General features: G+C 64.4%; 21 protein-coding genes. 13 read left to right on the top strand and 8 right to left on the bottom strand.

Annotation, left to right across the window (positions count from 1 at the left end; translation table 11 throughout):
• The first annotated feature begins 246 nt into the window (after window positions 1-246).
• Window positions 247-1662 carry a hypothetical protein gene (locus B6V73_RS00575; RefSeq protein ID WP_143597849.1) on the top strand — a complete coding sequence of 472 codons (1416 nt, stop codon included), beginning with the start codon at window positions 247-249 and terminating at the stop codon, window positions 1660-1662.
• Window positions 1663-2599: 937 nt separating this feature from the next.
• On the opposite strand, the gene B6V73_RS00580 is transcribed toward B6V73_RS00575, so the two are convergent.
• The 8 genes from B6V73_RS00580 to B6V73_RS00615 form a co-directional block, all read right to left on the bottom strand.
• On the bottom strand, window positions 2600-3493 hold the full coding sequence (locus B6V73_RS00580; protein ID WP_075776533.1) for a 2-oxo acid dehydrogenase subunit E2: 894 nt from the start codon (window positions 3491-3493) through the stop codon (window positions 2600-2602).
• A 10-nt stretch (window positions 3494-3503) separates the two neighbouring features.
• The gene (locus tag B6V73_RS00585) at window positions 3504-4934 is read right to left on the bottom strand and encodes an NAD-dependent succinate-semialdehyde dehydrogenase (protein ID WP_088718688.1); all 1431 of its coding nucleotides are present in this window, start codon (window positions 4932-4934) and stop codon (window positions 3504-3506) included.
• Between the two features lie 19 nt (window positions 4935-4953).
• Window positions 4954-6312 (bottom strand): biotin/lipoyl-containing protein, encoded by a 1359-nt coding sequence (locus B6V73_RS00590; protein WP_088724256.1) that lies wholly within the window; start codon window positions 6310-6312, stop codon window positions 4954-4956.
• Window positions 6302-7297: an alpha-ketoacid dehydrogenase subunit beta gene (locus B6V73_RS00595; RefSeq protein WP_075776530.1), complete on the bottom strand. Its 996-nt coding sequence runs from the start codon at window positions 7295-7297 to the stop codon at window positions 6302-6304. Before B6V73_RS00595 ends, B6V73_RS00590 begins: the two co-directional genes overlap by 11 nt.
• A 10-nt stretch (window positions 7298-7307) precedes the next feature.
• On the bottom strand, window positions 7308-8306 hold the full coding sequence (locus tag B6V73_RS00600) for a thiamine pyrophosphate-dependent dehydrogenase E1 component subunit alpha (protein WP_088722714.1): 999 nt from the start codon (window positions 8304-8306) through the stop codon (window positions 7308-7310).
• Window positions 8307-8383: 77 nt separating this feature from the next.
• Complete coding sequence (locus tag B6V73_RS00605) at window positions 8384-9685, bottom strand: Xaa-Pro peptidase family protein (RefSeq protein ID WP_075776528.1); 1302 nt, start codon at window positions 9683-9685, stop codon at window positions 8384-8386.
• Window positions 9686-9774: 89 nt separating this feature from the next.
• Window positions 9775-10578: an SDR family oxidoreductase gene (locus tag B6V73_RS00610; RefSeq protein ID WP_075776527.1), complete on the bottom strand. Its 804-nt coding sequence runs from the start codon at window positions 10576-10578 to the stop codon at window positions 9775-9777.
• Between the two features lie 11 nt (window positions 10579-10589).
• Complete coding sequence (locus tag B6V73_RS00615; protein ID WP_088724257.1) at window positions 10590-12395, bottom strand: extracellular solute-binding protein; 1806 nt, start codon at window positions 12393-12395, stop codon at window positions 10590-10592.
• A 228-nt stretch (window positions 12396-12623) separates the two neighbouring features.
• Here B6V73_RS00615 and B6V73_RS00620 point away from each other — a divergent pair, with 228 nt between their 5' ends.
• The 12 genes from B6V73_RS00620 (at window position 12624) to B6V73_RS00675 (ending at window position 25907) form a co-directional block, all read left to right on the top strand.
• Entirely contained in the window at window positions 12624-13574 is a 951-nt protein-coding gene (locus B6V73_RS00620) for a sugar ABC transporter substrate-binding protein (protein ID WP_075776621.1), read from the top strand.
• Between the two features lie 77 nt (window positions 13575-13651).
• Window positions 13652-14449: an SDR family oxidoreductase gene (locus B6V73_RS00625; protein WP_075776525.1), complete on the top strand. Its 798-nt coding sequence runs from the start codon at window positions 13652-13654 to the stop codon at window positions 14447-14449.
• Window positions 14450-14578: 129 nt separating this feature from the next.
• Window positions 14579-15553 (top strand): ABC transporter permease, encoded by a 975-nt coding sequence (locus tag B6V73_RS00630; RefSeq protein ID WP_075776524.1) that lies wholly within the window; start codon window positions 14579-14581, stop codon window positions 15551-15553.
• A gap of 10 nt (window positions 15554-15563) precedes the next feature.
• A complete protein-coding gene (locus B6V73_RS00635) occupies window positions 15564-16553 on the top strand; it encodes an ABC transporter permease (RefSeq protein ID WP_088718684.1) in 990 nt (329 codons plus the stop codon).
• Window positions 16550-18076 carry a sugar ABC transporter ATP-binding protein gene (locus tag B6V73_RS00640; protein WP_075776522.1) on the top strand — a complete coding sequence of 509 codons (1527 nt, stop codon included), beginning with the start codon at window positions 16550-16552 and terminating at the stop codon, window positions 18074-18076. The genes B6V73_RS00635 and B6V73_RS00640 overlap by 4 nt, the downstream gene beginning before the upstream one ends.
• Entirely contained in the window at window positions 18076-18945 is an 870-nt protein-coding gene (locus B6V73_RS00645) for an NAD(P)-dependent oxidoreductase (protein WP_088724258.1), read from the top strand. Before B6V73_RS00640 ends, B6V73_RS00645 begins: the two co-directional genes overlap by 1 nt.
• Entirely contained in the window at window positions 18942-19652 is a 711-nt protein-coding gene (locus tag B6V73_RS00650; protein WP_088718681.1) for a ThuA domain-containing protein, read from the top strand. The genes B6V73_RS00645 and B6V73_RS00650 overlap by 4 nt, the downstream gene beginning before the upstream one ends.
• A 154-nt stretch (window positions 19653-19806) precedes the next feature.
• The gene (locus B6V73_RS00655) at window positions 19807-20292 is read left to right on the top strand and encodes a TrgA family protein (RefSeq protein ID WP_075776519.1); all 486 of its coding nucleotides are present in this window, start codon (window positions 19807-19809) and stop codon (window positions 20290-20292) included.
• A 60-nt stretch (window positions 20293-20352) separates the two neighbouring features.
• A complete protein-coding gene (locus tag B6V73_RS00660; protein WP_077701212.1) occupies window positions 20353-21513 on the top strand; it encodes an NUDIX domain-containing protein in 1161 nt (386 codons plus the stop codon).
• An 86-nt stretch (window positions 21514-21599) separates the two neighbouring features.
• Complete coding sequence (locus B6V73_RS00665; RefSeq protein ID WP_088718678.1) at window positions 21600-22631, top strand: cysteine synthase A; 1032 nt, start codon at window positions 21600-21602, stop codon at window positions 22629-22631.
• Entirely contained in the window at window positions 22628-25177 is a 2550-nt protein-coding gene (locus B6V73_RS00670) for a DUF3772 domain-containing protein (protein WP_088724259.1), read from the top strand. Before B6V73_RS00665 ends, B6V73_RS00670 begins: the two co-directional genes overlap by 4 nt.
• Complete coding sequence (locus B6V73_RS00675) at window positions 25161-25907, top strand: alanyl-tRNA editing protein (protein WP_088724260.1); 747 nt, start codon at window positions 25161-25163, stop codon at window positions 25905-25907. Before B6V73_RS00670 ends, B6V73_RS00675 begins: the two co-directional genes overlap by 17 nt.
• The last annotated feature ends 110 nt before the right edge of the window (window positions 25908-26017 follow it).

Raw genomic sequence — 26017 nt, forward strand, 5'->3', positions numbered from 1 at the left:
GAACCGCGAGATATTATGGCTACGTCGACGGGACAGCTGCATTTGACACTTATCCTTCACGGAGTGTTCTCTGCCCATTATGGGTCAGGCCTCGAACTCGTGGGCCTGTCGCGAAGGGGGCAAGCGCTGCTTGCCTTCCTGTCACAACAACCGGAAATGCGGGCCGAGCGAGCGCGATTGGCAGACCTTCTCTGGTCGGACCGATCCGAGGGGCAAGCCCGGGCATCGCTCCGACAGGAGTTGTCGGTGTTGCGTCGCGTTTTGCCCGAAGGGATTCTTGACGCGAACCGACAACTCGTCTGGCTGGACCCGACCGCAGTGGTCGCCGACAAGTCCGGCTCGGGCGTATTTCTCGAAGGGTTCGATCTTGCCACGGAAGGTTTCGAAGATTGGCTCCGGGAAATGCGGCAAGCCGAGCGCCCTGGCTCAGCCACTCCTGTAGCTACAGCCGCCCCTCATAGAGCAAGGCGGCTTCCCAGCCTTGCAGTGCTCCCCTTCGAAGAGATCGGAGTGGCTGCAACAGACATGTTTGCCGACGGGGTGGTCGAGGAAATTACTGGTGCGCTCGGCCGGGTGCATGAGTTCCACGTCATCGCCCGCCAATCTGCAATCGCGATTATCGGCGAGCATCTGGATGTGCCTCAAGTCGCCGAAAGACTCGGGGTTGATTACGTTGTTGAGGGGACTGTCAGGCGCGCCGACGACAGAGTGCGGATCTCAGTTCAACTCGTAGAGGGGCGCGACGGTCGCACAATCTGGACTGAACGCTTCGACGACCGGCTCGACGACCTATTCGCCTTGCAGGATAGGGTCGCAGGCCAAGTCGCGGGGCAGATTTTACCCAGTCTGCGCAATGCCGAGATCGCACGCGCAAGAACCACTCCGCCGGAAAGCCGGAATGCTTACGAATTGTTTTTGACCGGCCTGCCGCACATGTGGGCCCATCAACGCAAAAGCAACGCACGAGCGATTGACCTGTTCGATAGAGCGCTTTCGATCGCTCCGGACTATGGACCTGCTCTGGCGCATAAGGCATGGGCGCTTGCGCAACAGTGCTCCTACATATGGTCAGACAATCCTTTGACGGATAAGGCAGAGGCGCTGCGGTTGGCGCAGCAGGCTGCCCAATTCGTCGGTGAACATGCGCCTTCGATGGTGGCTGTCGGCGCAGCAGTTGACCTCGTTTCAACGGATCACGATTTCAGCAGAACTTTTATAGATCGCGCGCTTGCGATCGACCCAAATTGTGCCTGGGGCTGGATGCGCCGCGGCTGGAACCGTCATTATCTTGGAGAAACCGAAGAGGCGCGCTTGAGCTTTGATCATGCGGAAGCCCTTAGTCCACTCGACCCTTTCCTGTTCAACATAGAGTTTGGCCGCGGTGTCACATATCTCCATGAAGATCGCTTTGAGGAGTGCCTCAAACACTTCAAGCGAGGAATGGCCCTCTCTCCTGGCGTCGAATGGGCCTACCGTTTCATAGCGTCTCTGAATATTCGGCTTGGACGGCAGGCGGATGCCGAAGAAGCCTATCGAAAGCTGCTTGCAGCGTATCCGGGACTGACCGTTCGCAAACTGAGCGACTCGCTTCCACCATCAGCCGTGGAGAACCGGCAGGAGTTCTACGACGCAATGCGTCGGGCAGGTTTGCCAGAAGAATAGCTTCGTCACTCAAATACCCGATGACGCATGCATTGAATGCCATCTGACCATGAAGTCCAATTTTTTTGGCCGATATAGTGAAAGTCCAGTGCCTGCCCGTTGGGGCCGTTCGTGGTTATCGCAAGGAAATTCCGTTTCCCGCCCGGCATCCCCCAAGCCCGCCGCAACGAGCGCTCTAACCAGACATTTGAACCGAACGCAGCGAACTTCCGGAATCCGCCCTTCTGGCAGTATGTCGGAAGCTAATCATCTCTGAGCAGAAAGTTTGGCATAGGGTTGAGAGCTCGATTTTTTTGCGCAGGCCGATGTCGACCCATCTCCATTCCGGTTTCCACAGATGCCGGAGACAACAAATGGAAAATCGTCACTCGAAACATGCCTCGACGGCTCAGTGCAGGGGATTGCTCGCCGTAACCCCCCAGAACCTGGGAGGCAGAACACATGGCGTGTGAAAAACATCAATCGATCGGTGCTGAGCCCCAGGAAGTCCCGCTGCCCCGCTACTGTGAGACCGACGAACTCGCAGTTCGGTTTCGCCGCCATACCCGCACGATCCCAGATCGGATTCAAAAGGGATGCCCGGTGAACGGACGTCGCTTGAAGCTACCAGCCACGCGTCTCGGGAAGAAATGGCAAGTCCGCGAAGATTGGCTTGTGCTCTTCGAACATGAAGCCCGGCCGCCTATCGGGCGGCCGGGCCTTGATATGGAATAGGGGAGTCGTCTCTGCCGGAGCCAGGGGCATTGCATGAAGCAGGCCGACCCTCTCGTGATGGCACATGATTTTGACGCGCGGCCTTCCAAAGGAACGGCCGCGCGTCTCTTTGGACGCTGTGCCTTTACCCGGCAATCGTAATCGGCGGGCTGTCTCCGGCGGGGGCGGCAAATCGCCACGTCGACCACGGCGAGGGCGCGATGCTTCGCGCCCCGTTCCGCCGTCAGATCAGCATCCGGCGCGGATCCGCCATCAGTGTTGCATAGCGCGACAGGAAGCGCGCGGCATCGGCGCCGTTGATGACCCGGTGATCGTAGCTCAGATCGAGCGGGCAAAGCGGCACCGGCACCCATTCGCCTTCCCAGACCGGTGTGATCTGGCTGCGGGTGATGCCGAGGATCGCGACTTCCGGAGGGTTCACGATCGGGGTGAAGGCGCTGCCGCCGATCCCGCCGAGATTGGAGATCGTCATCGAGGCGCCGCCCATTTCCTCGGGGCGCAGTTTCCGGCCCTGCGCCTTGCGCGACAGTTCGGTGATTTCCGCCGCGATTTCCCAAAGCCCCTTGCGGTCGGCGTCGCGGATCACCGGAACCATCAGGCCGTTCGGCGTGTCGACCGCGATGCCCACATGGACGTAATCCTTGAGCACCAGCGTCTCGCCGCTTGCGTCGAGCGAGGCGTTGAACCGGGGGAATTCGCGCAGACAGCGCGCCAGAACCCGCACATGGAAGGCGAGCGCCGTCAGGCGGGTGCCACGGTCCCGCGCCTCGTCGCGAAGGCCTTTTCGGAAGGCTTCGACCGCGCGCATGTCGGCGCTGTCGTGATGCGTGACCTGCGGGATCAGCGAATTCGCTGCGGACAGGTTGTCGGCGGCGACCCGGGCGATCCGTGAGAGTGGTTCTTCGGTCACCGGCCCGAAGGCCGCATGATCGACATCCCAGTAGCGCGCGGCATCCGGGGCGGGGCCGGGTGCGACACCGGAGCCCGCCCCGTCGGCCTTGCGATCCACATCTTCGCGCGCGAGCGTCTCGCGCCCGGTCTCCTGCGCGAGGCGGTCGAGATCCACCCCGCGTTCGGCGGCGTAGCTGCGCACCGAAGGGCTTGCGACATAGCTCATGGCATCCTCCTCACCAGCTGGCCGAGATGTATTGCGTTTCCATGAATTCGAGCATCCCTTCATGCCCGCCTTCGCGGCCGAGACCCGATTGCTTGGAGCCGCCGAAGGGCGCTGCAGGATCGCTGACGAGGCCGCGATTGAGCCCGACCATCCCGTAATCGAGCCGTTCGCAGACCCGCATCCCGCGCGCCATGTCCTGCGTGAAGACATAGCCCACGAGCCCGTATTCGGTGTCGTTGGCGCGTGCGATCACGTCTTCTTCGTCGGTGAAGGTCTGGATCGCGGCGACCGGGCCGAAGATTTCGTCATGCACGCATGCGGCATCCTGCGGCACCTTCGTCAGCACGGTCGGCGGGTAGAAATAGCCCGGCCCGTTCGGGACCTTGCCGCCGAGTTTCAGTTCCGCACCACGCTCCAGCGCGTCGGTCACGAAGCTCGCCACCTTGTCGCGGGTCTTGGCGTTGACCAGCGGGCCGACATCGACGTCCTTCTCGACGCCGTTGCCCACCTTCAGCGCGCCCATCGCCGCTGTCATCTTCGCGGTGAATTCCTCGGCCACCGCCTCGTGGACATAGAACCGGTTCGCTGCGGTGCAGGCTTCGCCGAGGTTGCGCATCTTGGCCAACATCGCACCTTCGACAGCGACGTCGATGTCGGCATCCTCGAAGACGATCAGCGGCGCGTTACCGCCCAGCTCCATCGCCGGTTTCAGCACCTGATCGGCGGCGGAGCGCAGAAGCTTGCGGCCGACCCCGGTGGAGCCGGTGAAGCTCACGACGCGCACCCGCGGATCGTGCAGCATGTGATCGACGATCTCCGCGGAATTCTCCGACGGCAGCACGTTCACGAGGCCCTTGGGCACGCCGGCCTCTTCCAGCAGCGGCATCAGCGCGAGCATCGTCAGTGGCGTCTCGGAGGCGGGCTTGATGATTACCGGGCAGCCTGCGGCCAGCGCAGGCGCGATCTTGCGGGTGCCCATCGCGGCGGGGTAGTTCCACGGCGTCACCAGCACCGCGATGCCCGCCGGTTTGTGCTGCACCACGATCCGCGCGCCAGAGGCGGGGGCGCGGGTAATCATCCCGTCGGCGCGCACGGCTTCCTCGGCGAACCAGCGGAAGAACTCGGCGGCGTAGCGGGCTTCGCCCATCGCGTCGGCCCCGGCCTTGCCGTTCTCCAGCGTGATGAGATGCGCGAAGTGATCAAGCCGTTCGGTCATCAACTCGAACGCCTTGCGCAGGATTTCCGAGCGTTCGCGGGGCGAGCGCGCCGCCCAGTCCACGAAGGCCTTCTGCGCGGCGTCGAGCGCCGCATCCGCGTCTTCGATCTCGGCGGAGGCGACGGAGGCGAGCACTTCCTCGGTCGCGGGGTTGATGACATCGAAGCGGGCGCCTTTCGCGCCCTGGCGCCACGCGCCGTCGATATAGAGGTCGGTCTGGTCCATGTCGGTCCGGTTCCTTGTATCAGAGGAGATGGCGCAGCGGCTCGGCCAGCCGCGCGGCAAATCCGGTTATCAGGTCGAGCGCCGTCTCGGGCGCGAGCTGGCCGGGATCGGCCTCGAGCGTGAGGGTCAGCGGATCGGAGCCGGTGAGCGTCAGCACTGGCTGCGCCTCTGCGCCGAGCGAGATCCGCTGCAACGCGCTGCCGCGCAGATCGCGGATCAGAAGCGCGGGGGTGGCATCCTCTTCCGACTCGGGGGCTTGGCCTAGCGGGTGACGGCCCGGATCGGCAAAGCAGCGGCTGCGCCCATGACGCGAAACCGCGACCGGGCCCGAGAACGTCGTACCTGCCGCGAGACCGGCGAGCAGCGCGCCCGGATCGGGGGCCTGACCCGTCTCCGCTTCAATCCAGTCGCAGAATGCGGCGAAGCCTTTCGCCGACACCTCGGCGCTCAGATGCAGCGCTCGAGCGGTCGGAGCCGTCGCTGTCGCCGCTTGCGGTGCGGGCAGGGTGCGCAGCGTCTCGAGATCCGAGACATGGTAGGGCTGTGCGATGCCCGCCTCGGCCAGCCGCGCGAGGTCGAGCCCTTGTTCGCGGGCCAGCCTTTTCGCCTTCGGCGAGGCGAGGATGCGACCGCCGGGCGCGGGGGCTGCCGCGGGTTTCGCATACGGCCTAGCCGCTGCGGGCTTCGATGTGGTCTCTTTTTCCGGCGTGGCTTTGTTCGCCGGGGCTTCTGCCTTGGCAGGCTCGGGCGCGGCCGGTTTTTGCGCGTGGCTGCGGCGGACCGGGTTCGCGGGCGCCTCCGCCGAAATGATCGCAATCGGCGCGCCGACCGGAACTTCCTCGCCGGGGTCCGCGAGGATCGCGGCAAGGTAGCCCGAGACACCGGCAGGTACTTCGACGGCGCTCTTGTCGGTCTCGACCTCGAAGAGAATGTCGTCGGCACCCACCGCGTCGCCCGGCTCCTTGAGCCAGGTCGTGATCTGACCGGTCTCCTGCGCCATGCCAAGCGCGGGCATGATGACCTCCGCACCCTCGGGGAGCGCGTCGTCGTTCGCGGTCTCGGTATCGGACCCGGACGCTGGCTCGTCGGCAGGTGCTTCTTGGGCAACCTCTCCGCCAGCTTCGGCCTCCGCGGCTTCCTTCGTCTCGGCGATCACCGCGACCACGGAGCCCACGGGCACGTCATCGCCCGCCTTCGCGCGCAGCCCGCCGAGGTAGCCGTCGGCCTGCGCCTCGACCTCCATCGTGGCCTTGTCGGTTTCGACCTCCATCAGGGGTTCGCCCGCCTTCACGGCATCGCCCGGCGCTTTCAGCCAGGCGACCAGTTGGCCCGATTGCTGGGCCATGCCGAGCGCGGGCATGATGACCTCATGCGGCATCGCTCACCTCCTGCCGGACCAGCCGGCGGGCCGCTTGCGCCACGCCCTCTGCCGTCGGCACGGTCAGATCCTCGAGCGCGGGCGAGAACGGCACCGGCACGTCCATCGCGCCCATCCGCAGCACCGGCGCGTCGAGATGGTAGAAGGCCTTCTCCGAGATGCGCGCGGCGATCTCGCCGGTGATGCCGTAGCTCTGGTGGCCCTCGTCGATGACGATGGCGCGGCTGGTCTTGCGCACGCTGTCGAGGATTGTCTTCTCGTCGAGCGGCACGATGGTGCGCGGGTCGATCACCTCGGCGGAGATGCCCTCCGCGGCCAGCGTCTCGGCGGCAGCCTGCGCCACCTGCACCATCGACGAGGTGGCGACCAGAGTGATGTCGCTGCCCTCGCGCAGCACGTTGGCCTCGCCGAAGGGAATGTAATACTCCTCCTCGGGCACCGGGGCCTTGTCGTTATACATCAGCTTGTCTTCGAAAATGACGACCGGGCTGTTGTCGCGGATCGCGGTCTTCATCAGCCCCTTGGCCTCGTAGGCCGAAGAGGGCAGGGCGACCTTCAGCCCCGGGATATGGGCCACGAGCGCATGGAGTGACTGGCTGTGCTGCGCTGCCGAGCGCCGGGTCGCGCCGAGATTGGTGCGCAGCACCAAGGGCACGCTCAGCTTGCCGCCCGACATGTAATGGGTCTTGGCCGCCTGGTTGCAGAGCTGATCCATCACCAGAAACAGGAAGTCGCCGAACATCAGATCGACGATAGGTCGCGATCCGGTCATCGCCGCGCCCACCGCGAGGCCCATGAAACCGGGCTCGGAGATGGGGGTGTCGATGATCCGCTCGGTGCCGAATTCCTCGACGAGCCCGGAGAGGACCTTGAAGGGGGTGCCGGCTTCGGCCACGTCCTCGCCGATCAGGAAGATCGTGGGATCGCGGCGCATTTCCTCGGCGATGGCCTCGTTGACGGCCTTGGACAGGGTGATCTCGCGCATGATTTCCTCCTCAGGCGGCGTCGTTGGGGGCGTAGACATGCATGTCGACCTCGCCCGCGTCGGGGTAGGCGGCGGCCAGCGCATATTCGACGGCGTCGGCGGCGTCTTTCTTCACCGCTTCGCGGATCTCCTCGAGTTCCGCATCGCTCGCGACGCCCTCGCCGACGAGCCATTTGCCGAAATTGATGATCGGGTCGCGCTGCTCCTTCCAGATCGTCTCTTCGTCCTTGGAGCGGTAGTAGTCGCGGTTGATGTCGCCGACATGATGACCGTGATAGCGGTAAGTCTTGAGTTCGATGAAGAACGGGCCTTCGCCCTTGCGGGCGCGGGCGACCAGTCGCTGCGCCAGTTCGTTCACCGCCAGTACGTCCTGCCCGTCGACCTCGAAGCTCTCGATGCCGAAAGCCTCGGCGCGCGCGGTCAGCGAACCAGCGGCGATCTCGTCGGTCTTGGTGTATTCGGAATAGCCGTTATTCTCGCAGGCATAGATGACCGGCAGCTTCCAGAGCGCGGCCATGTTCATCACCTCGTACCAAAGACCCTGCGCGGTCGCGCCGTCGCCGAAGAAGCAGACGGTCACGTCGTCGCGCCCGAGCCGCCGGGCCGAGAGCGCGGCCCCTGTGGCGATCCCCATCGAGCCGCCGACGATGGCGTTGGCGCCGAGGTTGCCGTGGCTCTGATCGGCGATATGCATCGAGCCACCCTTGCCGCGGCAATAGCCCTCGGCCTTGCCGAGAAGCTCGCAGAACATCTGCTTGAACTCGGCCCCCTTGGCGACGCAATGGCCGTGGCCCCGGTGCGTCGAGGTGATCTTGTCGTCGTCGGTCAGCGCCTCGCAGATGCCCACCGCGACGGCCTCCTCGCCGGAATACATGTGGGTCAGGCCCGGCATCTTGGCCGAGAGATACAGCTGGTTGGCGTTGTCCTCGAAGCTGCGGATGCGCACCATCTGGCGATACATGCGCAGGTAGTCTTCGGTATTCGTCTTGCGCTTGGTGGCTTTGGCCATGGCGCGCTCCCCCCTTTGGCGTAGGCGTTATGCGTAAGGTCCGGGCCCGCGCGGAATGGCGCGGGCCCGGGAGCCGGTCAGTAGCGGGCCGCGATCGGCAGCTCTTCGGCAGGGAAAAGGCTGATCACGGTGCAGCCCTTGTCGGTCACCACGACCTCCTCCTCGATCCGTGCCGCCGAATAGCCGTCAGAGGCCGGGCAATAGGTTTCGAGTGCGAAGACCATGCCGGTCTGGATCTCCATCGGATTGTCGAGCGACACCGCCCGGCTGATGATCGGCCGTTCGTGCAGCGCGAGACCCAGTCCGTGGCCGAATTGCAGACCGAAGGCCGACAGCTCGTCGGGGAAGCCGAATTCCTCGCATTTCGGGAAAGCCTTCGCGACGACATCGGTGGTGACGCCCGGCTTGATCAGGGCGATCGCGTTGTCGAGCCATTCGCGGCACCGGATGTAGGCGTCGTTCTGCGAGGGCGTCGCGCGACCGATGTTGAAGGTCCGGTAATAGCAGGTGCGGTAACCCTGATAGCTTTGCAGGATGTCGAAGAAGGCCTGATCACCGGGCCGGAACAGGCGGTCGGTGAAGTTATGCGGGTGCGGGTTGCAGCGCTCGCCCGAGATCGCGTTGATCGCTTCCACGTCGTCCGAGCCCATCTCGTAGAGGAGCTTGTTCGACATCGCGACGATATCGTTCTCGCGCACGCCCGGTTTCAGCTCCTCGTGGATCATGTGGTAGACGCCATCGACCATCGAAGCCGCCTGGTTGAGCAGCTGGATCTCATCGATATTCTTGATCTCGCGGGCCGAGAGCATGACCTGCTGGCCGTCCACGACGTTCAGCCCGGCTTCTTTCAGCGCGAAGAACATCGCCGTCTCGGCATAGTCCACGCCCACCGGCATGTCGGCCATGCCCGCCTTCTTGATCAGCGAGGCGATCTCCTCGGCATATTTCTTCATCAGCCCGAAGGAGGGCGGGATCGTTCCGCGCATGCCGACGACGCCCGCCAGCATCCGCTCGGGGTCGAGCCAGTCGCAATATTCGCGGTGGTGCACGGCGGCGGAGCCGAAGTCCCAGACATAGGGTTCTTCATCGCCTGCGAGCAGGCAGAACCGGCACATCTTGTCGCGTTCCCACTCGCCGATCTTGGTGCCGGAGATGTAGCGGATGTTGTTCACATCGAACAGCAGCAGCGAGCCGCAGCCCGATTTCTTCAGCGCATCCTTGGCGCGGCTGAGGCGGTAGCGGCGCAGACGGTCGTGATCGACGCGGCGCTCGAAATCCACCGAGGTGTGACCCCAGGCGGGGATGTGCTTTTCCCAGCGCCAGTTCGGGTCGATGTCCCCGGGTTGCAGAATGCGCGGGTTGAGGGCGGTCGTGGTCATGATATGTCTCCCGGCGCGGCCGTTCCGGCGCGCCTGTTCGGTTGCGATTGTCTAAGAGTTCCGGGGTGTTGGCCCGGTTCAGGCGCGGATCACTGGATGACCCAGCCGCCGTCGATATGGATCATCTGGCCGGTCATGTAGTCGCTCTCCGGGCTGACGAGGAACGCCGCCGTTCCCTTCACGTCATCCGGGTAGGAGACCTTCTTGAGCGCGAGGATTTCGGCCAGATCGTCGAAGGCCTGACCTTCACGCTCCTTGAAGCCGATATCCACGAGATCCTTGTCGAGCTGCTCCCAGAGCGGCGTCTTCACCACGCCGGGCGCGTAGCCGTTCACGGTGATTCCATGCTCTGCCAGCGCGATCGCCCCGCAATGGGTCAGCGCGAGGCAGCCGTATTTCGAGGTGCAGTAGACCGTCACGTCGACCAGCGGCTTGCGCGAGGCGACGGAGCCCACGTTGATCAGCTTGTAGGGATAGTCCTGCTTGCCCTGCGCGATCATCTGCCGCGCGGTCTCCTGCATGCCGAGCCACATGCCCTTGGTGTTGACCGTCATGATGTGATCCCAGTTGTCTTCATCGATATCCATGAAGAACCGGGGTTTGTTCAGGCCCGCGTTGAAAAGGCCGACATTGATCATGCCGAAGGCGTCGACGGTGGCTGCGACCGCATCGGCATTGTCCTTGCGCTTGGTGACGTCCATGCGCACCGCGATCGCCTTGCCGTTGCCGCCCTTGTTGATACGGTCGGCGGTCTCCTGGGCTGCGTCGAGATCGATATCACCCAGGCACACATTCGCGCCCTGCTGCGCGAAATACTCCGCGTTGCACGCACCCATGCCCTGGCCTGCGCCGGTGATCAGGATGTTCTTTCCCTTCAGTCGATCGGGGTCCATGTCTTTCCTCCCTAACTTGAACCTGTCCTCAGCACCCGGTCGGCCCGAATCTGGACCTTGCCGAGTGCCTCGCGCGGGGTGGTGACCCCGCGCAGCATGTCGTGAATTTCCTGCCCGCAGATCTCGATCAGCTCGCAGATGTTCGGCAGCGGCGGGCGCGGCCAGAATTGCAGCTCGTCGCGCCAGGACATCGCGTCCACCGCCTCGAAGATCGGCGAGAGATGCTGCACCTGCGGATCGGCGCCGACCGAGTAGCGCGGCACCGTGCGGCTGCCGTTGAGCACGTACAGTTTCTGCGCCGCAGGCGAGGTGAAGGCGATCAGCGCCTCTGCCGCGGCGGCGCGCCGCTCCTCGGGTAGATTGGCCGGGATCGCGAGCACGTATCCGCCCACAGGCGCCACCGGCTTCGCGCCAAGCCCTGTCGGATGCGGAAGATAGCCGGTCGTGTCATGCGCGGGCGAATTCGCGTCGAGTTCGAAATACGGCGCGAGCAGCGTATAGCCATAGGCCATCGCGACCTTGCCCGCCGCGTAGGGGCGCACGCGCTCGTACCAGGACATCGACAGGATGTCGGGCGGCGAGACGCTCATCAGTTGCAGCAGGTACTCTGCAGCCGCCTCGGTCGCGGGAGTGTCGAACTGCGCAACGAAATCGTCGCGATCGAGATGATCGGCGTCGAACCCGCCCGCGATCGGGTCGAGATTGACGACCGGCTGGCCGAAATCGGCCATCGCCATGATGAAGGTGTGCCCCAGCGCGGTGCCGCGCGCGGCGTTCCACGCGATGCCGTAGCGGCCATGCGTGGGGTCGTGGAAATGCCGCGCGGCCTTGAGCACGAGATCGGTCGTGGACGGTGGCTTCAGCCCGGCTTCGGCGAACAGATCCTTGCGATAGAACAGCAGCTCCGGCGTGGTCTGGCTGGGCACGCCATAGGGGCGGCCCTCCCAATGGGCGCCACGCCAGCCCGCGGTATGGAAATCGCTCGGATCGAGGCGCGAGATATCCATCACCTCGTCGAGCGGCATCAACAGCCCTTTCTTCGCGAATTCCCCGATCCACGGCAGGTCGACGGCGATGATGTCGTAATGGCTGGTCTTGCGGGTGGCATTGCGCAGCGTCTCTTCGTGCAGCCGGTCGATCGAGAAGGCCCGCTGCGAGATCGATGTACCCACGATATGTTCAAACTGGCGCTTGAGGTTCTCCATCACCATGAAGGTCGGATCGCCATGGACCAGAACGCGCAGGCCGCCCGGCACGGTGATCGGTTCGGGCAGCACCGAGGGCGGAGCAATCGAATGACCGGCGAGGTAGGTGCCGCCGAAGTAATAGTCGCGCTCGCCCCCGTCGGATTCGGCGAGGTGCTTGCGGGCCAGACGCGCGACGCGATCGGAAAGCTGTCCCCAGTTCGTCAGCAGCTGCGTGCTGGCATGAAGCGAAACGGTCTTGCCAGAGCGAGTGCGCGGGCGTTGCTCGATCATCCCGGCATCGATCATGTCCGAGAGTTTGCGCATCGCCGTCGCGTAGGGCACGCCCGAAGCCGCGACGAGCGAGGAGGGCGTGACGATCTTGCCCTCCAGATGGCAGCGCACCAGATGGGCGGCCATCGCGAGATACGGGTTTGGGGTGGAGAGCGCGAGCGTGGAATCGATCTCGTCGGCAAGAGACTCGAGCAGGTCGATCATCGACAGAGCGATGTCCCGATCCTGAACGACGGACGCGGACGGCGCCGGGGCGCCGGTATGTCCATGTTGGATATTTTGCGGATCGAGTTTGGTCACGCGTCTGTGTCCGAGCTGTGGTTTTGGTTGCTTCGCCATGAAGTCCTCCGAAAGATGTCCAGATCGAGGATCGTTCACCTTAGCAAAAATATCCATTATGGATGTAACGATGTTCAAAATGGATAAGTTGGCGGGCGAAAGCCGGGGCCGCTGTCGGAATGATCAGGATGTGCCGCCGGAGGATTCGGGCTGCATGGCAGACACTCAGGAGGGGGTGGGTGCCACGGCTGACCAACGGCCGGACTGAAACATCATGGGAGGATAATGATGAAAAGATCGATGAAGGCGCTCGTCGCCGGAACCACCGCAGTCGCAACGCTCGCGCTTGCCGGCGGTGCATGGGCCGAACAGATGAAGATCGGCATTACGCAGAACAACGTCGGGGTGGACAGCTACCAGACCACCTATGAGAAGGCCTTCAAGGAGGCGGCGGCGGCCAATCCCGACGTCGATGCGGTCGTGCTCGATGCGGGCGGCGACGTGGCGCGCCAGATCGCGCAGATCCAGGATCTCGTGCAGCAGAAAGTGCAGGCGATCATCGTCTGGCCGACCAACGGCAAGGCCGTGGTCCCGGCGGTCAAGAAGGCGCATGACGCGGGCATCCCGGTCATCATCACCAACTCCAACATCGCCGAGCAGGGCATGCCCTTCATCGCCGCCTTCTCGGGCCCGAACAATATCGAGCAGGGCAAGGAAGCCGCGGACATGATGTGCACCGGGCTCAACGGCAAGGGTGACATCGTGCAGATCTCGGGCAAGCCCGGCTACACCACCGCGATCGAACGCCAGAAGGGCTTCGAGGACGAGCTGGCCAAAGCCTGCCCCGACGTGAAGATCATGGACACCCAGCCTGGCGACTGGAACCGCGAGAAGTCGCAGCGCGTCATGGAAGATTTTCTCGTGAAATATCCGAAGATCGACGGCGTCTATGCGGCCGATGACAACATGGGCGTCGGTGCGCTCAACGCCGCCAAGGCTGCGGGTCGTGCCAAGGACATCAAGTTCGTCGGCGCCACCAACTTCGCGGTCGGCTACGAGGCGATGAAGAAGGGCGAGTATTACGGCTCGGTCTACCAGTCGCCGATCGACGATGCGAAGAACGCGCTTCAGACCGCGATCGACGTGATCCAGGGCAAGGACGTTCCGAAGATGAACTACTTCAAGACGCCCCAGATCACCCAGGAGAATATGGACCAGTTCAAGAAGCCTGCCTTCTGATCTCTCCTCCCCAGGGCATGGGTCAAGCTCACGGGGCGACCCATGCCCACCTTATTGCAGGAAAAACGGAGAATTCGATGGGACGCGTAACTGGACGGGTCTGTCTCGTGACGGGTGCTGCGCGCGGTATTGGACGCGCGATTGCCGAGGCTTTGCTGGATGAGGGGGCGGATGTCTGTTTCGCCGATCTCAACGGTGAGCGGGTCGCCGAACTTGCGACGGAGAATGCGGCGCGCGCGGAAGCTGCGGGTGGCCGGGTGATGTCGGCGCAGGTGAACGTGACCAAGCGTGACGAAGTGCGCGCGATGATGCAGAAGGTCGCTGCGGAATTCGGCCGGGTCGACGTGGTGTTCAACAATGCGGGCGTCAATCGCCCGATGAACTTCCTCGACGTGACCGAAGATAATTGGCATTTCATCATGGATATCAATGGGCTCGGCACTCTGATCGGGATGCAGGAAGCGGCCCATCAGATGATCGCGCAGGGCGGTGGTGGCAAGATCATCAACACCGCTTCGATCGCGAGCCGTCAGGGCTTTGACAACGTGGCGCCCTATTGCGCCTCGAAATGGGCGGTGGTTTCGCTGACGCAATCAGGCGCGCGCGATCTTGCGAAGCACGATATCACCGTGACAGGTTTCGCGCCGGGCGTGGTGGCGACGGAGATGTGGGAAGAGGTCGATCGCGACCTGATGGAGATCGGCGCGGCGCAGGCGCCCGGGCAGGCGATGGAGGAGTTCGCCTCGGGCATCCTGCGCGGACGGGTCGCACGACCTGCCGATATCACGGGAACCACGACGTTCCTCGCCTCGCCCGACAGTGACTACATGACGGGACAGATCGTGATGATCGACGGCGGTATGACACTGGTCTGACCCGCCGTCAGCGGCAGCGAGGAGGCTGCCCGACGGGAGGAGAAAATGGCGAATTCGCATGTGGAGAAGCCGGCTGCCGCAAGCAGCCCGCACACGGCGCGCGTGGCGCGTGACAGCAGGGGGAGTGGAATGAACCGAGACAGGTGGAAAACGATCGCCGGCGTGCTGGCGCGGCAGGGCATCCTGGTGGCCTTCGCTCTGTTCCTGATCGGATTCTCGATCTTTTCGGATCGGTTCCTGTCGCCGGAGAACCTCTTCTCGGTGATACGCTCCTCGGCGATCATCGGGGTCATGGCGCTAGGCGTGACGGTGGTGGTGATCGGCGGCAATCTCGATCTGTCGGTGGGCTCGATGCTGTCCTTCTCGACCGTCCTGGTGGTCGATCTGCATGACAAGATCGGCCCGGCACCGGCGATTGGTGTGATGCTGGTCGCCACTCTGGCGCTCGGCGCGGTGAACGGTTTGCTCGTCGGCGTCGCGCGGCTGAATTCGCTGATCGTGACCCTCGGTATGCTCTCGGCGATACAGGGCCTCACGCTGATTTATTCGGGCGGCAAGAACGTCGATATCGTCAATCAGGATCAGACCTGGTTCAAGATTTTCGGGCGCGGCTCGATCTTCGATATCCCGACGCCCATCGTGATCTTCGGGATCTGCGCGATCGTGCTGCACCTGACGATGGCCTACACCCCCTTCGGACGGCGCATCTACGCCACCGGCGGCAACGCCACGGCGGCGGTGTTCTCGGGCGTGCGGCGCTCGCGCGTGGTGTTCCTGACCTACCTGATCTCGGCCACCGGCGTCGCCATCGCCGCGATCATCCTCGGCAGCCGGGTGATGGGCTCGCAGAACAACGTGGGGCAAGGCTACGAACTGCAGGTGCTGGCGGGCGTGATCCTCGGCGGAACGTCGCTGCTGGGCGGCTCGGGCACGATCTGGAAGACGGTGATCGGCGTGCTGATCCTCGGCTTCATCCAGAACGGCCTGCTGCTGATGGGCTTCGAATATTACGTGCAGTGGCTGGTGACGTGGGTGGTGATCATCCTCGCGGTCTGGCTCGACATCGCGGCCAAGCGTGGCCGGCTGCTTTCCCCGATCGCCTGAGGAGGAGACAATGGCGGATACCGTTATCAAATCGCCCGTGCGTTGGCTCGCAGCCAACCCGATATGGGGCTTCATCGTTCTGATATTCGTGTTCTTCAGCTTCGCGAACCCGTATTTCTTCGCGGTGCAGAACTTCCAGAACATCCTCGTGCAGACCTCGACCATCGGCCTGATCGCGCTCGGCATGACGCTGGTGATGATCAACGGCAATATCGACCTGAGCGTCGGTGCGGTCGTCGCCCTCGCGGCGAGCCTCTGCGTCGACATTCAGGGCTGGGATATGTTCTCGGCCTGGGGCAACTGGGCGCTCCTGCCCGCCGTGATCGCGGCGCTGGTAGCGGGCACCGCCCTTGGCGCGCTCAACGGGTTCATCGTCTGGAAAACGGGGGTCGATGCCTTCATCGTGACGCTGGGCGCGATGCTTGGCGTGCGCGGGCTCGTATTCGTCTACACCAAGGAACAGTCCTTCTTCGCGATGAACTTCTCCTTCTCGGATTTCGGGTCGAGCAATCTCGGACCGTTGCCGACGCTGGCGGTGCTGTTCCTCGTCTGCACGGTAGTGGTGCATCTGCTGCTTGCGCGCACCGTGCATGGCCGTAACACCTACGCGGTGGGGGGCAACCGGGCAGCAGCGGTGAATGCGGGGATCCGCGTGGGGCCGCACATGCTGATCAACTTCATGATCGTCGGCTTCTTCGCGGCGCTCGCAGGGGTCACGCTGTCCTCGCAGATGGGCGCGGCGACGCCGAACCTCGGCACGAATTACGAACTGTGGGTCATCACCTCGGTCGTGCTTGGCGGCACCAAGCTGAACGGCGGTGCGGGCAATATCATCGGCACGCTGGGCGGCGTGCTCGCCATCGGCATCCTGCGCAACGGGATGAACCTGATGCAGGTGCCCGCTTTCTACGTGCTGGTGATCCTCGGGACGATCCTGATCGCCGTGCTGCTGCTCGACAAGCAGCTCAACCGCAAGGGCAAAGAGGAGCTTCGGGTATGAGCGACGCTGCTGAAACCAAGACCCCCGCGCTGCAACTCAAGGGGATCGTCAAGACCTTTCCCGGTGTGCGCGCACTGGACGACGTTACATTCGACGTCCGCGCAGGCGAGGTCCACGCGCTGCTGGGCGAAAACGGTGCGGGCAAATCCACCCTGATGAAGGTGCTCGCCGGGATGTATCAACCCGACGAGGGCACGATCGAGATCGAGGGCAAACCGGTCACGATGCGTACGCCCCTCGAGGCAAAACGGCGCGGCGTGGTGCTGATCCACCAGGAGCTGTCGCTGGCCGAGGAGATGACGGTCGCCGAGAACATCTATCTAGGTGAACTCCCGCGCCGGAGCCTTGGCCGGGTCGACTGGAAGACGCTCTTCGCCAAGTCGGAGGAAATCCTCAAACGCCTCAATTGCGGCTTCGGCCCGAAGGACCGGGTGGGCGCACTCTCCATCGCCAACCAGCAGATGGTGGAGATCGCCCGCGCGCTGACGGTAGATGCGAAGGTCGTGATCTTCGACGAACCGACCGCCTCGCTGACCGATGCCGAGAAGGTGGTGCTGTTCGAGATCATCAACGACCTGAAGGCGCGCGGCGTTGGCATCGTCTACATTTCGCACCGAATGGACGAGATCTTCACGCTGGCCGACCGGATCTCGGTGCTGCGCGATGGCGGCTATCGCGGGACGCTGGTCGCCGGCGACACCACCGAGGACGAGGTGATCCAGCTGATGATCGGGCGCTCGCTCGACCTGTCGCGCCGCCAGCATGCCGAGGTGAAGACCGGTGACGTCGCCCTGAAGGTGGAGGGGCTGAGCTGCGGCAAGCTGTTCCAGGATGTCAGCTTCGAGCTGCGCGAGGGCGAGGTGCTGGGCTTCTACGGTCTTGTGGGCGCGGGGCGCACCGAGATCGCCGAGACGCTGTTCGGCCTGCGCCGTCCCACCGCCGGCACGATCGAGATCGACGGCAAGGAGACCTCGATCCACTCGCCCGCCGACGCGATCGCGAAAGGCATCTCGCTGGTGCCCGAAAGCCGCAAGGAACAGGGGCTGGTGCTTGGCATGAACTGCCGCGACAACATCACCCTGCCGCAGGTGGGCGATCTGACCTCGGGGCCGTTCGTGTCGGACGGGGCCGAGATCGCGATCTTCGACCAGTATCGCGATACGCTGAAGATCAAGACTCCCAGCTGGCGGCAGGCGGTCGGCAATCTCTCGGGCGGCAACCAGCAGAAGATCGTGATCGGCAAATGGCTCGCGATGCATCCGCGCATCCTGATCGTGGACGAGCCAACGCGCGGCATCGACGTGGGCTCGAAATCCGAGATCCACGACCTGATCCGCGAGCTTGCCCGCTCGGGCTACGCGGTGATCGTGATTTCTTCGGAGATGCCTGAAGTGCTTCATGTCTCGGACCGCATCCTCGCGATGTATCATGGCCGCGTGATGCGCCGCTTCACCGCCGAGGAAGTGACCGAGGACAGTCTCGTCGCCGCGATTTCCGGGATCGAGCAAGAACAGGTCGCGTGATGCGGATCGGGTTTGCGGGGCTCGGGCGGATGGGTGCGCCGATGGCGCGCAACCTGATCGCGGCCGGGCATGAGGTGACGGTCTGGAACCGCTCTCCGGACCGCGCCGAGACCTTCGCCGCCGAGACCGGGGCAGGGGTGGCCGCCACCCCGCGCGCCCTGGCCGAGGGGGCGGAACTGGTGGTGACGATGCTCTCCGACGACGCGGCGTCCTCCGCCGTGCATCTGGGAGAGGACGGTCTCTTCGCCGCGTCCGGTCCGCTGACGGTGCTTGAGATGGGCACGATGAGCCCCGAACATATCGCTGATCTCGCGGGCAAGGCCCCCGCAGGCTGGCAGGTGATCGACGCGCCGGTCTCGGGCTCCACAGCCGCGGCCGAGGCGGCGAGCCTGATGATCATGGCGGGCTGCACCGAGGATCAGGCGGCGCCGCTGCGCCCCGCGCTCGACGCGATGGGCAAGACGGTGATCTGTCTGGGCAATGTGGGCGACGGCGCGGTGATGAAGCTCGCCGTGAACATGCTGATCCACAGCCTCAACCAGACCCTCGCCGAGGCGCTGAGCCTCACCGACGCGGCAGGCATCGACACAAGCACGGCCTTTGCCGCGATCGAGGCTTCGGCCGCCGCCGCGCCGATGTTGAGCTACCGCAAGCCGCTTTATCTGGACGAGGCGGCCCACCCGGTCAGTTTCACAGTGGCGCTGGCGCGCAAGGATATGGAGGTCACGCAGGCATTGGCCGCGCAGCTTGGCGTCGCGCTGCCGCAGGGCGAGGTGGTGCTGGAGCGGCTGCGCGCCGCCGAAGCTGCGGGCCGAGGGGCGCGCGACATGGCTTCGATGGTCGATTTCACGCGAAAGGATAAATCATGAAAGCCGTTCTCTTCGTCGGAGGCTGGGAAGGCCACGCGCCGACCGAATTCGCAGACTGGTGCCGCGACCTGCTGGAGGGCGAGGGCTTCGAGGTGGTGGTGCATGACACGCTCGCGCCCCTTGCCGAGCCCGAGAAGATGGCTGATTGCGACCTGATCGTGCCGATCTGGTCGTCCGCCCGCTCCGCGCACCAGCCGGAATTCGGCAACATGACCAAGGCGGAGGAGGACGGGCTTCTCAAGCTGGTGGCAGGCGGCTGTGGGCTGGCGGGCTGGCATGGCCATATGGGCGATGCCTTCCGCGACCGCCCGACCTACCACTTCCTGATCGGCGGGCAGTTCGTCGCCCATCCACCGGGCTGGCCGGACAACCTTGTGCCGACCGACGATTACGTCGATTACGACGTCACGATCTGCCGCCCCGCAGATCCGATCGTGAAGGGCATCCGCAGCTTCCGGCTGAAATCCGAGCAATATTATATGCTTACCGATCCGAGCAACGAGGTGCTCGCGACGACGACCTTCTCGGGCGATCACCTGTGGTGGATCGAGGGCACGGTGATTCCGGTCGTGTGGAAGCGGCGCTGGGACAAGGGGCGGATCTTCTATTGCTCGATCGGGCACACGCTCGACGATCTGAAGGTCGAGCAGGTGACCGAGATCATCCGGCGCGGGATGCATTGGGCGGCGCGGGGGCCTGACGTGTGAAAGCGAGCGACGCGACCGGACAAATGCGTCCTTCGTGATGGCCTTCTTGATGGCGCATTACCTTACGTCAGTCTTTCATAGTTTCGCCGTAATCGCGCGTTAACCAGTAGGGATCACCCTCAGACCGGATCGGTTTCGAGATGGAGGCCCGGCAATGATGCAACGTATCGCAGTGCGCAAGTCGCAGGCGCAAATCCCGACCCTCGCGAAACTTTTCGCGGCTCTCGCGCTCGGGGCGACGGGGTTCTTCGCCGCCCAACAGATCATGCCTGCGATTCCGGCCGGGGTCGATGGCGCGAAAGAGCTGGGCCTGATCATGGGCTCCTTCGGGCTTCTGGTTGGTTGGCGCGTGGTGGGCGTGTCGGAGGGACGGCGTTGGGTCGATGCAATCAATGACGGGCTGCGCGGCGGGATCTATGTCCTGATGTGGACCTTCTTCTTCCTCGGCACAATCCAGATGCTGAAGCTGGCACTGCGGATGCGCTATGACGACGTGCTCTCCGCCGTGACCGATGTCATCGGGCAGGGTGTCGCGATCGGGGTGGCCTCGCTGGGGGTGGCGCCGGTCATCACGCTCGGTCTGGGCGCGATGGGCGCGGGCCTGCTGTCGGAGTTCGCCTATCGCCGCTACGGGCGCTGAACACCGCGCGGGCCGCACCCTTGGCTTGACATCGCGCGCTTGCCTTGCAGGTTGAAGCGCATGATGCGCCAAGCTGCGGGGATGCTCATGCAACCACATTTCTTTTACGGAACGCTTTGTCATCCGCCACTGCTGGAGGCGGTGATCGGACGTGTGCCGCAGCTCGTTCCGGCACGGCTGGAAGGTTTCGCGCCGCACGAGGCCTGCCGCGAGGGGCAGGGTCTGGGCTTTCCGATCCTGATCGAAACGCCGGGGGCGGTGACGCGCGGGGTCGTGGCCGATCTGACCGAGGCCGAGGCGGAGCGCATCGCGTGGTACGAGGATGGGTACGACGCCGAAATTCGTGAGCTGGAAACCGGGGCGGGGTCGCGCGAGGCGAAGCTCTGGCTGCCGCAGGCCGATCGTTGGGAGGTCGGCGCGGAGTGGACGCTCGGCGACTGGGCGCCGAAATGGGCGGCGCTGAAGACCGAAGCCGCGCGCCTGTTCATCGCCGAAGCGCAGGCCGTCGGGCCCGACGCCGCCAATGCGCGCTATCATGCGATCCTCGTGCGCGCGGCCTCCATCCTGCGGGCGCGCGCTGCCCCGATGGCGCAGGACCTGCGCCGCGACCTGCAGGATGGCGACATCAAGATCGACGCGCAACAGACTGCCTATGCTAAGTTTTTCGCCGTCGAAGATTACAAGCTGGAACACCGGCTCTTTGCCGGAGGCATGAGCGCCAAGCTCGACCGGGCGGCCTTCGTTTCGGGCGATGCGAGCGTCGTTTTGCCTTATGATCCAGTGCGCGACCGGGTGATGCTGATCGAACAGATCCGCACCGGGCCGCTGGCCCGCGGTGAGCCGAACCCGTGGATGATCGAGGCGATCGCGGGCCGGGTCGATCCCGGCGAGACGCCCGAGGAAGCGGCGCTGCGCGAGGCGGGGGAAGAGGCGGGCATCACGATTGCGCGCCTCATCGAGGCCCCGCGCTACTATCCGTCGCCAGGAGCCAAGAGCGAATTCGTCTATTCCTATATAGGGATCGCCGATCTTCCTGACGAGGCTGCGCAGCTTGGCGGCAAGGCCGATGAGCATGAAGATATCCGCGCTCATCTGGTGCCGTTCGAGCGTCTGATGACGCTGGTGGCGACCGGCGAGGCGGGCAATGCGCCGCTTGTCGTGCTCGCACTCTGGCTCGCCGGGCAGCGCGCCGCACTGCAGCGGATGGCGGGCGTCGCGTAATCGCGGGGTTGAGGTGGCGCGCGCCGCGTCCTAAGTCTGGCTTCAACGGCCCGGTGACGGGCAACTCGATACGGGAGGAAAGCGCGATGCGTATCTGCAGCGATCTGGCGTCGGCGGTGGGAAATACCCCGCTCATCAAGCTCAGGAAGGCATCGGAAGAGACCGGCTGCACGATCCTCGGCAAGGCGGAATTCCTCAATCCCGGCCAATCGGTGAAAGACCGCGCGGCGCTCTACATCATCCGCGACGCGATCCAGCGCGGCGAGCTCGCACCCGGTGGCACGATCGTCGAAGGCACGGCGGGCAACACCGGCATCGGCCTCGCGCTCGTGGGCGCGTCGATGGGCTTTCGCTCGGTGATCGTGATCCCCGAGACGCAGAGCCAGGAAAAGAAGGACATGCTGAGGCTGGCCGGCGCCGAGCTGGTGCAGGTCCCGGCCGCGCCCTATCGCAACCCCAACAACTACGTGCGCTATTCCGAGCGGCTGGCGAAGGAACTGGCCAAGACCGATCCGCATGGCGCGATCTGGGCCAACCAGTTCGACAATACCGCGAACCGGCAGGCTCATATCGAAACGACCGGCCCCGAAATCTGGGATCAGACCGGCGGCAAGGTCGACGGCTTCATCTGCGCGGTGGGCTCGGGCGGCACGCTCGCGGGCACCGGCATGGCGCTGCAGCCCAAGGGCGTGAAGATCGGCCTCGCCGATCCCGATGGCGCGGCACTGCACAGCTATTACACGACCGGCGAGTTCAAATCCGAGGGCTCGTCGATCACCGAAGGCATCGGGCAGGGGCGGATCACCGCCAATCTCGAGGGCTTCACCCCGGATATGAGCTTCAACATCCCCGATAGCGAGGCGCTGCCGGTGGTATTCGACCTGCTGCAGGAAGAAGGCCTCTGCTTGGGCGGCTCCTCGGGCATCAATATCGCGGGCGCGATGCATATGGCGCGCGAGCTTGGCCCCGGCCATACGATCGTGACGGTGCTGTGCGACTACGGCAACCGCTACCAGTCGAAGCTCTTCAACCCCGACTTTCTCAAGGGCAAGGGTCTGCCTGTGCCGGAATGGCTCGACCGGGCCCCGCGTGAGATGCCGGAGGTGTTCGAGGGATGATCCTGCGTCTGGCGCGTCTGCTATTGCTGGCCGTCGCGCTGGCGCTTCCGGGGATCGTCTTTGCACAAAGCCCCGAGCCGCCGGATTACAAGGCGTGGGAAAAAACCGCGACCGAAGCCGAGCAGATGGTGCAGGCCGACAAGGCGCAGCGCCAGGAATTCGACAAGATCCGGCAGGAGGTCGTCAACTGGCGCGAGAAATTCAAGGCGGCCGAGGATATCAACGCCAGCCAGATCTCGACCGTCAAAGCGCAGATCGAAGCGCTCGGACCTCCGCCGAAGGAGGGCCAGAGCGAGGACAAGGCGATCGCCGACCGGCGCAAGAAACTCAACGACGAGTTGGCGCAGCTGCAATCGCCGGGGTTGCGCGCGACCGAGGCCGCGAGCCGCGCGGATTCCATCGTTGCCAATATCGACCAGCTTCTGCGCGCGCGGCAGACTGACAAGCTGTTGCGGCTCACACCCTCGCCGCTGAACCCGATAAACTGGCCCGAGGGGCTGAAAGTGCTGTCGGAACTGACCTCCGAGCTTGCCTCGGAGATGGGCCAGCAGCTCAATGACACCGATCCCTATGCCAGTGCGCGCAACAACGCGCCCGCGATCGTGGGCTTGCTGTTGGTGGCGCTGCTTCTGGTGGCGCGCGGCCGGACATGGATCGACAAGCTGGCCGATGTGCTCGAGGCGCGGCTGGCGCGCAATGCGCAGAGGGTGATCGATTTCATCGTCTCGCTGGGGCAGCTCCTGCTGCCGATCGCGGGGATCGTGCTGCTCGAAGCTGCGCTGGTTCAGACCGAACTCTTCGGCTCGCGATGGATGGAGCTGCTCATAGCGATCGGCGTGGTGCTGAGCGCGGCCTTCGTCGCCTTCTGGCTCTCGGGCCGCATCTTCCCGCGCAACGACCGGCAAGTCGCGCCCTTCACCCTGCAAAGCGAGCGTCGCCGCGAAGGTCGGTTGCTGACGATCTCGCTGGCGGTTTTCGCGGCGATCCAGGGCCCGTTCGGCGATTGGCTCGTCGCGCGCGGGCAGGATGTGATCGAGGGAAGCGCGAAAACGGCCGAAGAGATCGATGCGGCGGGGCATACGCTCGATGCCGGTTTCGGCGTCTTGGTCTTCCCGCTGCAGGTTCTCGCCGCGATCGCGCTCTTCCGCTTCGGGCAACTGCTGCGGCGCCACCTGCGCAACGAGACCTCCGGCTCCGAGGAGGGCGCGTTCCGCGACCGGCTCGTGGGGGCGCTCGGCAATGCGCTGATCGCGGTCGCGGTGGTCGCGCCGGTTCTGGGCGGTATCGGCTATATCAACGCCGCCAACGCGCTGATCTTCCCGACCATCCTGACGCTGGGGCTGATCGCGCTGCTCCTGGTGCTCAACCAGTTCTTTACCGATGTCTATGTGCTGGTCGCCCGGCGCGAAGATGACGGGCGCGACTCTCTGATCCCGGCGCTGATCGGCTTCCTGCTTGGCCTGCTCGCGATGCCGCCCGCAGCTCTGATCTGGGGCGCGCGCCCGGCCGATCTGGCCGAGATGTGGACGCGTTTCCAGAACGGTGTCTCGGTCAGCGGCGTCACGATCTCGCCTGGCATTTTCCTGACCTTCGCGATCGTCTTCGTGATCGGCCTGATGGTTACCCGGCTCCTGCAAGGGGCGCTGAAAACCTCGCTTCTGCCGAAGACCAAGATCGACAAGGGCGGGCAGAACGCTATCGTCTCGGGCCTTGGCTATTTCGGCATCTTCCTCGCCGCGGTGATCGCGATTTCCTCGGCCGGGATCGACCTCAGCTCGCTCGCCATCGTCGCCGGTGCGCTCTCTGTCGGTGTCGGTTTCGGTCTGCAGACCATCGTGCAGAACTTCGTCTCGGGCATCATCCTGCTGATCGAGCGCCCGATCTCCGAAGGCGACTGGATCGAGGTCAACGGCCAGATGGGGATCGTGAAGGCGATCTCCGTGCGCTCCACCCGGATCGAGACCTTCGATCGCACCGAAGTCATCGTGCCCAATGCGGACCTGATCTCGGGGCAGGTGACGAACTGGACGCGCGGTAATGTCACGGGGCGCCTGATCGTGCCGGTCGGCGTGGCCTATGGCACCGACACCCGCAAGGTTGAGACCATCCTGCACGAGGTGGCCGCGAACCAGTCGCTGGTGATGATGAACCCCGAGCCGGTCGTGATCTTCAAGGGCTTCGGCGCGGACAGCCTCGATTTCGAGGTGCGCGTGATCCTCTCGGACGTGAACTTCATCCTCCGCGTCCAGAGCGAGATGAACCACGAGATCAATCAACGCTTCGCCGAGGCCGGGATCGAGATTCCCTTCGCACAGCGCGACGTCTGGTTGCGCAACCCCGAGGTGCTGCGGCCCAATAAGGAAGACGCCGAGGCGCAATCCGACAAGGCCGAGGACAAGGGGTCGGAGGACAGTGACGACACCGCCTCCAAGCGCCCCGTCAGCCGCGCCGAGTATGGCAAGCCTCAACCCGGCGAAGGTCCGGAAGGGTTAGAACAACAGCGCCACGACAGTTCCGATGGAGAGGCCGATGCAGGAGACCGTTAAACAATCGCAGCAGCAAAGCTACCGTATCCACCCCTATGCCCGCGATCTCGAAGTTCGGGTGACCGGACTGACCGACGAAGGCGGCATCTATTGCGCGGATTCGATCTTCTACCCGACCGGCGGCGGCCAACCGGGGGATAGCGGCAAGCTGGTCTGGGACGGCGGCGAGATCGAGATCGCGACCACCGTGAAGGCCGAATCCGGTGCGCCCGGCGCGGTGATCCTCGTGCCCGCCGAGCCGCAGCCCCTGCCGCCTGTCGGTGCTCAGGTGCAGCAGCATCTCGACTGGGAACGCCGCCACCGCCACATGCGCGTCCATACCGCGCTGCACCTGCTGTCGGTCGCGATCCCGCTGCCGGTGACGGGCGGACAGATCGGGTCCGACAAGGGGCGGCTCGATTTCGATATGCCGGAGAGGCCTGAAGATCTGGAAGCGATCGAACGGCAGCTGAACGATTGGGTCGCGCAAGACCTGAAAGTGGTCGAGCATTGGATCACCGATGCCGAACTCGAGGCGCAGCCAGAGCTGGTCAAGACGCTGTCGGTCGCGCCGCCCAAGGGGCAGGGCTGGGTGCGGCTGGTCGCGATCGGCGAAGCTGCCGACCGCATCGACCTGCAGCCCTGCGGCGGCACCCATGTCGCCTCGACCGGCGAGATCGGTGGCCTCCGACTCGGCAAGATCGAGAAGAAGGGCAAGATGAACCGCCGCATACATCTTCATCTTGCCTGAGAACTGCGGGCCGGGCAGGGGCGCTGCCCCTCTGCCTTCGGCATTCACCCCGGGATATTTAGACAAGCCCGAACGGACATGGCTGCATCGGGCTTGCCGAAATATCCCGG

It is taken from the genome of Thioclava sp. JM3 (assembly GCF_002213185.1).
GTDB lineage: Bacteria > Pseudomonadota > Alphaproteobacteria > Rhodobacterales > Rhodobacteraceae > Thioclava > Thioclava nitratireducens.